General features: G+C 69.3%; 5 protein-coding genes. 4 read left to right on the top strand and 1 reads right to left on the bottom strand.

Annotation, left to right across the window (positions count from 1 at the left end; translation table 11 throughout):
* The coding region (locus AC3XYG_RS05465; protein WP_489138801.1) for a malic enzyme-like NAD(P)-binding protein at nucleotides 1-1085 on the bottom strand (1085 nt) is incomplete at its 3' end.
* Nucleotides 1086-1581: 496 nt separating this feature from the next.
* Here AC3XYG_RS05465 and AC3XYG_RS05460 point away from each other — a divergent pair.
* The 4 genes from AC3XYG_RS05460 to AC3XYG_RS05445 all read left to right on the top strand — a co-directional run.
* Nucleotides 1582-1743, top strand: a complete 162-nt coding sequence (locus AC3XYG_RS05460) for a hypothetical protein (RefSeq protein ID WP_489138800.1) — start codon at nucleotides 1582-1584, stop codon at nucleotides 1741-1743.
* A 237-nt stretch (nucleotides 1744-1980) separates the two neighbouring features.
* Nucleotides 1981-2469 (top strand): GNAT family N-acetyltransferase, encoded by a 489-nt coding sequence (locus AC3XYG_RS05455; RefSeq protein ID WP_489138799.1) that lies wholly within the window; start codon nucleotides 1981-1983, stop codon nucleotides 2467-2469.
* Between the two features lie 165 nt (nucleotides 2470-2634).
* Nucleotides 2635-5262, top strand: a complete 2628-nt coding sequence (mutS, locus tag AC3XYG_RS05450; protein WP_489138802.1) for a DNA mismatch repair protein MutS — start codon at nucleotides 2635-2637, stop codon at nucleotides 5260-5262.
* A gap of 7 nt (nucleotides 5263-5269) precedes the next feature.
* Nucleotides 5270-6085, top strand: an 816-nt coding sequence (locus AC3XYG_RS05445; protein ID WP_489138798.1) for a nucleotidyltransferase domain-containing protein, incomplete at its 3' end; no start/stop codon positions are given.

Genomic DNA, 6085 nt, shown 5'->3' with positions numbered 1-6085 from the left:
TCGTCCGGCACGTCCTGGCGCGCCAGATCGGCGAGCGCCTGTGCGGCGGCGACCTTCATCTCGTCATTGATGGTCGTGGCGCGCACGTCGAGCGCGCCGCGGAAGATATAGGGGAAGCCGAGAACGTTGTTGACCTGGTTCGGATAATCCGACCGGCCGGTCGCCATGATCGCGTCGGTGCGGATTTCGGCGACTTCCTCCGGCGTGATCTCCGGGTCGGGATTGGCCATGGCGAAAATGATCGGATTCTTGGCCATGGACTGGATCATCGCGGTGGTGAAGGCGCCGCGCGCGGACAGGCCGAAGACGATGTCGGCGCCGTCCATGGCATCAGTCAGCGTGCGCGCGTCGGTCTTGGCGGCGTGCGCAGACTTCCACTGGTTCATGCCCTCGGTGCGGCCCTGGTAGACCACGCCCTTGGTGTCGCAGAGGATGACGTTTTCCGGCGCAAAGCCCATCGCCTTGACCAGCTCGATGCAGGCGATGCCGGCCGAGCCGGCGCCGTTGCAGACGAGCTTGGCGGTCTTGATGTCGCGGCCGGTCAGATGCAGCGCGTTGATGACGCCGGCCAGCGCGATGATCGCGGTGCCGTGCTGGTCGTCATGGAAGACCGGGATGTCCATCATCTCGCGCAGCCGCTGCTCGATGATGAAGCAGTCCGGCGCCTTGATGTCCTCGAGGTTGATGCCGCCGAAGGACGGGCCGAGGAAGCGCACGCAGTTGACGAACTCATCGACGTCGCGGGTGTCGACCTCGAGGTCGATGCCGTCGACATCGGCGAATCGCTTGAACAGGACGGCCTTGCCCTCCATCACCGGCTTGCTGGCCAGCGCGCCGAGGTCGCCGAGGCCGAGCACCGCGGTGCCGTTGGAGATCACGGCGACGATGTTGCCCTTGGCCGTGTAGTCGTAGGCCGTGGCCGGATCGGCATGGATCCGCAGGCAGGGCGCCGCCACGCCGGGGGAATAGGCCAGCGACAGGTCACGCTGGGTGGTCAGCGGCTTTGTCGCGCTGATCTCCAGCTTGCCGGGGCGGCCCTGGGCATGGAAGGCGAGGGCATCGTCGTCGAGCGAAGGATTGGTCATGATGTCCGGCGGCGCAGCGGGGAAGCGGGCCGAGTACTGGACCTTCGCCGGCGGGGACCGTCAAGCCCTCACGACTGTGGCTGTGTTGCAACGCTGCGCTCTCTTTACGCGATGCCACCAAAACGCTGCTTGCGCAGCGCAGCGGCAATCCCGTATCTCTCCATCCTACTCCAATTCCAGGGAGGATTGTGCAATGACCAATGTTCATCTCTACCGCGGCTTTGCCGCCTGAACGTCTGCACGATCAGATCTCGTCGCTCCACGACCTGATAGCTTCCCTGCACTGACCTGATCGCTGTCGACGCCGCCGGACGGACCCCAACGGGCCGGTTCCGACGCCTCCGCATCCGATCTTCGGCCTTCAACCTCCTACACCATTCCGTCCTGCAGTCCGCAGGGCGGTTTCGCCCCGTCCGACCCCATGGGTCCGACCTTCATCGGTCCGACTCCTGTCGGCCGGACGGTTCATCAACCTCCAGATTCCTTGGAGATCATCATGTTCGTTTCGAACGAGAAGCGTGGCTTCCGTCCGTCCCTGTCGCTCATCGTCGTCGCGTTTGCGGAGCTGGGTCGCGTCCTCGTGACGCCGCGCCGAAAACCCCGCGACACCGATTCGCTGAGCGAATACCTCAAGCGCGACGTCGGGCTACGATCTTGAAACGGGGGCGGGGCGGTGCCTAGGCCCGGATGATTTCGGAAGGGATCGCATGCGATCCCGCCCGAAATCTGAATCCGGTCCTACTTTAACGAGCTAGAGCGCGTTCGCGCTCTAGCGGGCACTGCTCCGCCGCTTCCCGCCGCTAGATCGCGCGCCGTCATCGCGACGGTTTCCGGCCTGCCCGCGTTCATCGCGGCGCGGGCCGGGGGATCTTCGACGCCATATAGGAATATCATCATGTACGCATATCGCGTGCCGCCGCTGCCGGCTGCGCCGGCGGTGCGGCTTGTCCCCATGGTCACGGCGCAGGACCGCGCGGTGTTCGCCTCGCTGCGGGTTGCGCCGGAGCAGGCGAACTTCGTCGCCAGCAATGCGGAGTCGATCGCCGAGGCGGATGCGTCGCCCTGGTACGCGCCGCTGGGCGTCTGCGATGCCAGCCATGGCGGCGTGGTCGGCTTCGTCATGCATGCGCTCGACCCGGAAGGCGGCCATCGCTGGATCTCCCGGCTGATGATCGACGCCCGCTACCAGGGCCGCGGCTTCGGCCGCTCCGCGCTGCGGGCGACGCTGGCCATCCTGGACCGCCTGCCGCGCAATCGGACGGTGCTGCTGGGTGTGGTGCCGGCCAACCTCGCCGCCCGGCGGCTCTATGCCTCCGAAGGCTTCGTCGAGACCGGCGAGATGCTGGGCGAAGACTTGGTGCTGCGCCGCGTCCTGCCGCACTGAGCCGGGGCCGCCTCTTCGGCGGCCCTGGTCTTTCCCGCAACCGCGTTCCCGCTGCTGGTTCCTGCGTGCTAGGGTCCGCCCTTCGCCCCGCCCGATCCCGTCAGTTGCGTGCCGACAGCCTTGCCCGACAGCAGCACCCCCGCGACCGATTCGTCCGTCTCGCCGATGATGGCGCAGTATCTGGAGGCCAAGGCGGCCCATCCTGACTGCCTGCTGTTCTTCCGCATGGGCGATTTCTACGAAATGTTCTTCGACGACGCGGTCAAGGCCGCGGCGGCGCTCGACATCGCTTTGACCAAGCGTGGCCAGCACCAGGGTGGCGACATCCCGATGGCCGGCGTGCCGGCGCACAGCCATGAGGCCTATCTGGCCCGGCTGATCCGCCAGGGCTTCCGGGTGGCGCTGTGCGACCAGATCGAAAGCCCGGAGGAGGCGAGGAAGCGCTCCGGCAAGACCCTGGTGCGGCGCGAGGTGGTGCGCATCGTCACCCCGGGCACCGTGACCGAGGACGGGCTCCTGGAGCCGCGGGCCGCGAATCACCTGGTGGCGCTGGCCGAGGTCGCCGGCACCCTGGCGATCGCTGCGGTCGACATCTCCTCGGGCGACCTGGTGACCGAACCGACCGCGCCCGACCGGCTGGGCGCCGCCTTGGCCCGCTTCGACCCGAGCGAGATCCTGCTGCCCGAACGGGTGCTGCAGAACCCGGCGCTGTTCGAGCTGCTGGGCGACTGGAAGATGCGGCTGACGCCGCAGCCCAGTGCCCGCTTCGACAGCGAGAACGGCCGGCGCCGCCTGCAGGACCTGTTCCATGTCGGCACGCTCGATGCCTTTGGCAGTTTCGAACGGGCGGAGGTGGCGGCCGCCGGTGCCCTGGTCGACTACATCCAGCTGACCCAGAAGGCGCTGCCACGGCTGTCGCCGCCGCGCCGCCTGCCGCAGGGCGCGGTGATGGAGATCGACGTCGCCACCCGCCGCAACCTGGAGCTGACGCGGACCCTGGCCGGCGACCGCAAGGGCAGCCTGCTGGCCGCGATCGACCGCACCGTCACCGGCCCGGGCGCCCGGCTGCTGGCCTCCCAGCTGGCGGCGCCGCTGACCGACCCGGCGGCGATCGGCGACCGGCTGGACGCCGTCCAGGCGCTGGTTGATGACGGACGGCTGCGCGACGACCTGCGCACCCTGCTGCGCGCCTGCCCGGATGCCGAACGGGCGCTGACCCGGCTCGGCCTCGGCCGCGGCGGCCCGCGCGACCTGGCGGCGATCCGCGATGCGCTGCGCCAGGGCACGGCCCTGCGAGAGCGGCTGGGCAGCCCGCCGCGCTTCCTTGGCCTGCCGCCGCTGCTGGCCCGGGCGGCGGAGGAACTGGGCGAACACGATGCGCTGATCGACCGGCTGTCCCGGGCGCTGGCCGAGGAACTGCCGCTCTTGATCCGCGATGGCGGCTTCATCGCCGCGGGCTACCTGCCCGAGCTGGACGAGGTCCGCACCCTGCGCGACGAATCGCGCCGGCTGATCGCGGCCTTGCAGCAGCGCTATGTCGACGAGACCGGGATCTCGGCGCTGAAGATCCGCCACAACAACGTCATCGGCTATCACATCGAGGTTTCGGCCAACCAGGCCGACAAGCTGCTGCAGCCGCCGCATGTCGGCACCTTCATCCATCGCCAGACCATGGCCTCGGCGATGCGCTTCACCACGGTCGAACTCGGCACGCTGGAGCGGTCGATCGGCGAGGCGGCGGACAAGGCGCTGGCGATGGAGCTGCGGCTGTTCGCCGATTTGGTGGGGGAGGTCACCGGCCGGGCCGAGGCCGTCTCCGCCGCGGTCCGTGCGCTCGCCAATTTCGACGTCGCCGCCTCGCAGGCCGAGCTGGCGGCCGAGCGGCGCTATTGCCGGCCGCGGGTCAGCGACGACACCAATTTCCGCATCCGCGGCGGCCGCCACCCGGTGGTCGAGATCGCGCTGGCCGCGGCGCAGGGCGGTCCCTTCGTCGGCAATGATTGCGACCTGTCGGAAGACCGCCGGCTGTGGCTGCTGACCGGCCCGAACATGGCCGGTAAATCCACCTTCCTGCGCCAGAACGCGCTGATCGCCGTCCTGGCCCAGATGGGCGGCTTCGTGCCGGCGGAGGAGGCGGAGATCGGCGTGGTCGACCGGCTGTTCAGCCGGGTCGGCGCGGCGGACGATCTGGCGCGCGGCCATTCCACCTTCATGGTCGAGATGGTGGAGACCGCGGCGATCCTGAACCAGGCCGGCCCGCGGGCGCTGGTCATCCTCGACGAGATCGGGCGCGGCACCGCGACCTTCGACGGCCTGTCGATCGCCTGGGCCTGCGTCGAGCATCTGCACGAGACCACGCGCTGCCGGGCGCTGTTCGCCACCCATTACCATGAGCTGACGGCGCTGCAGGCGCGGCTGGCCCGCTTGGCCTGCCACACCATGCGGGTCAAGGAATGGCAGGGCGACATCGTGTTCCTGCACGAGGTCGCGCCGGGCACCGCCGACCGGTCCTACGGCATCCATGTCGCCCGCTTGGCCGGGTTGCCCGCCGCGGTGGTCGGTCGGGCCGAGGAGGTGCTGGAGGCGCTGGAGCAAGGTAAGCAGGGCCGCAGCGTCGCCCGGCTGGTCGACGACCTGCCGCTGTTCTCGGCGGCGATGGCGCGGCCGACCACGCTGGCGGAGGCGCCGGGCCCGTCCGAGGTCGAAACCGCCCTCTCGGCGCTCGATCCCGATGCGATGACTCCCCGCGAAGCCCTCGAACGGTTGTATGCTCTGAAAGCACTCCTCACCTAACACCATCATGCCCGACGAGACGATTGCCCGACCCGGCCTGCGTGGCCGCCTTCGACGCTTCCTGCCCCAGGCCGCGCCCCCTGCCGTCGTCCCGTCGCCGAGCGCTGTCCGGCTGGGGGCCGAGCAGGTCGCGGCGCCGCTGGATATTGTCGATCCTGCGGCGCTGGAAACGCGCCTGCACGCCGCCATGGCGCTGGACGGCACCCAGGCGCAGCGGGCCGAGATCCTGGCGGCGCTGCGCGAGGCGCTGGCCGCCGGGCGCCTGGTGATCCGCCGCCGCTTCGTCGAGGAAGAGGGCACGGCCGACGCTTGCGTCACCGAATCCGCCTATCTGATGGATGTGCTGATCGAGGCGCTGGCGGCGCTGACGGTGTCGCGGCTGTTCCCGGTGTCGAACCCGACGGTGGGCGAACGCTTCGCCATCGCCGCGATCGGCGGCTACGGCAGGGGCGAGCTGGCGCCGTTCTCCGACATCGACCTCCTGTTCCTGCTGCCCTACAAGCGCAATCCGCGGGTCGAGCAGGTGGTGGAGTACATGCTCTACCTCCTGTGGGATCTCGGGCTGAAGGTCGGCCACGCCGTCCGCTCGGTCGATGAATGCGTGCGCCTGGCGCGCAGCGACACCACGATCTGCACCAGCCTGATGGAAACCCGGCTGCTGTGGGGCGAGCCGACGCTGTACGACACGCTGCGCCGCCGCTTCATCGAGGAGGTGGCGGCCGGCACCGGCGCCGCCTTCACCGAGGCCAAGCTGGGCGAACGCGACACCCGCCACCGCCGCATGGGCGACAGCCGCTATGTGCTGGAGCCAAATGTGAAGGAG

The organism is Inquilinus sp., from assembly GCF_057815775.1.
This window is presented reverse-complemented; position numbering and strand designations above follow the sequence as displayed.

Excerpts from the sequence above, each read along its gene's own strand:
- AC3XYG_RS05455 (WP_489138799.1), top strand. The coding sequence starts at position 1,981 with ATGTACGCATATCGCGTGCCGCCGCTGCCGGCTGCGCCGGCGGTGCGG.
- AC3XYG_RS05460 (WP_489138800.1), top strand. The coding sequence starts at position 1,582 with ATGTTCGTTTCGAACGAGAAGCGTGGCTTCCGTCCGTCCCTGTCGCTC.
- mutS (WP_489138802.1), top strand. The coding sequence starts at position 2,635 with ATGATGGCGCAGTATCTGGAGGCCAAGGCGGCCCATCCTGACTGCCTG.